This window comes from Ornithinibacillus xuwenensis (assembly GCF_039614845.1).
GTDB classification, from domain to species: domain Bacteria; phylum Bacillota; class Bacilli; order Bacillales; family Amphibacillaceae; genus Ornithinibacillus; species Ornithinibacillus xuwenensis.
The window spans coordinates 1-1,351 of record NZ_JBDIML010000016.1 but is presented as its reverse complement, the minus strand read 5'-3'; the positions used below and the strand labels follow the sequence as shown (position 1 = coordinate 1,351).

Below are 1,351 nucleotides of genomic sequence, written 5' to 3'. Positions count from 1 at the left end.
TCCCATCACTTCGAGTGAGTAAGATCCCTCAGAGACGATGAGGTTGATAGGTCCGAGGTGGAAGCGTGGTGACACGTGGAGCTGACGGATACTAATCGATCGAGGACTTAACTAACACTTTTTGAGTTGTTGTGTTGCTTATTTAGTTTTCAGGGTATAAATTTTAAAAAAAACCTTGCATTTCTTCTTAGAAATGAATATAATATATCTTGTCTTGATTTTAAAGATTGTCTGGTAGCGATAGCGAGAAGGTCACACCTGTTCCCATACCGAACACAGCAGTTAAGCTTCTCAGCGCCGATGGTAGTTGGGGCATTGCCCCTGCGAGAGTAGGACGCCGCCAGGCGGAGGATTAGCTCAGCTGGGAGAGCACCTGCCTTACAAGCAGGGGGTCACAGGTTCGAGCCCTGTATCCTCCACCACTTGCCGGCCTAGCTCAATTGGTAGAGCAACTGACTTGTAATCAGTAGGTTGGGGGTTCAAGTCCTCTGGCCGGCACCATTTTCTTTAAATGCTCAAACTCTAATAATATTACTCACTTAGATGAGCCATTAGCTCAGTCGGTAGAGCATCTGACTTTTAATCAGAGGGTCGAAGGTTCGAATCCTTCATGGCTCACCATTATATATTGCGGGTGTGGCGGAATTGGCAGACGCGCTAGACTTAGGATCTAGTATCTTCGGATGTGGGGGTTCGACTCCCTTCACCCGCACCATTTAAAATAAAATATTTGTTTGCGGAAGTAGTTCAGTGGTAGAACACCACCTTGCCAAGGTGGGGGTCGCGGGTTCGAATCCCGTCTTCCGCTCCATAATGTGCCGGGGTGGCGGAATTGGCAGACGCACAGGACTTAAAATCCTGCGGTAGGTGACTACCGTACCGGTTCGACTCCGGTCCTCGGCACCATATGCGCCCGTAGCTCAATTGGATAGAGCGTTTGACTACGGATCAAAAGGTTAGGGGTTCGACTCCTCTCGGGCGCGCCATTTATAACGGGAAGTAGCTCAGCTTGGTAGAGCACATGGTTTGGGACCATGGGGTCGCAGGTTCAAATCCTGTCTTCCCGACCACTTTATACGGGGCCTTAGCTCAGCTGGGAGAGCGCCTGCCTTGCACGCAGGAGGTCAGCGGTTCGATCCCGCTAGGCTCCACCATTTTTTAAAGTTGATTTGACAACTTGTACAATTTACACTATAATAATGAAACTGTTAGTGTGATTTTTTTATTTTTGCTCCTTGAAAACTGAACAAAACAACCAGTATGTCAAGAAAAAACATACCCTGTTTTTTCGATAAAAGAAATACAGAAGCTAGCGCTTCTTTGCTAAGAAACAACCTATAATTGATTGGTG

9 tRNA genes and 2 rRNA genes are annotated in these 1,351 nt (G+C 47.2%); all 11 read left to right on the top strand.

The window, feature by feature from the left end:
- A 23S ribosomal RNA gene (locus tag ABC228_RS19065) occupies positions 1-115 on the top strand; the annotation flags it as partial.
- Between the two features lie 115 nt (positions 116-230).
- Positions 231-346: ribosomal RNA gene (rrf, locus tag ABC228_RS19060) — 5S ribosomal RNA — on the top strand.
- Positions 347-422 (top strand) — tRNA-Val (locus ABC228_RS19055).
- A gap of 3 nt (positions 423-425) precedes the next feature.
- Positions 426-501 (top strand) — tRNA-Thr (locus ABC228_RS19050).
- Positions 502-545: 44 nt separating this feature from the next.
- Positions 546-621 (top strand) — tRNA-Lys (locus ABC228_RS19045).
- 9 nt (positions 622-630) lie between these two features.
- A tRNA-Leu gene (locus ABC228_RS19040) sits at positions 631-715 on the top strand.
- 21 nt (positions 716-736) lie between these two features.
- A tRNA-Gly gene (locus tag ABC228_RS19035) sits at positions 737-811 on the top strand.
- Positions 812-817: 6 nt separating this feature from the next.
- Positions 818-906: transfer RNA gene (locus tag ABC228_RS19030), tRNA-Leu, on the top strand.
- A gap of 3 nt (positions 907-909) precedes the next feature.
- Positions 910-986: transfer RNA gene (locus tag ABC228_RS19025), tRNA-Arg, on the top strand.
- Between the two features lie 7 nt (positions 987-993).
- Positions 994-1,070: transfer RNA gene (locus tag ABC228_RS19020), tRNA-Pro, on the top strand.
- Positions 1,071-1,078: 8 nt separating this feature from the next.
- A tRNA-Ala gene (locus tag ABC228_RS19015) sits at positions 1,079-1,154 on the top strand.
- Positions 1,155-1,351 lie beyond the last annotated feature (197 nt).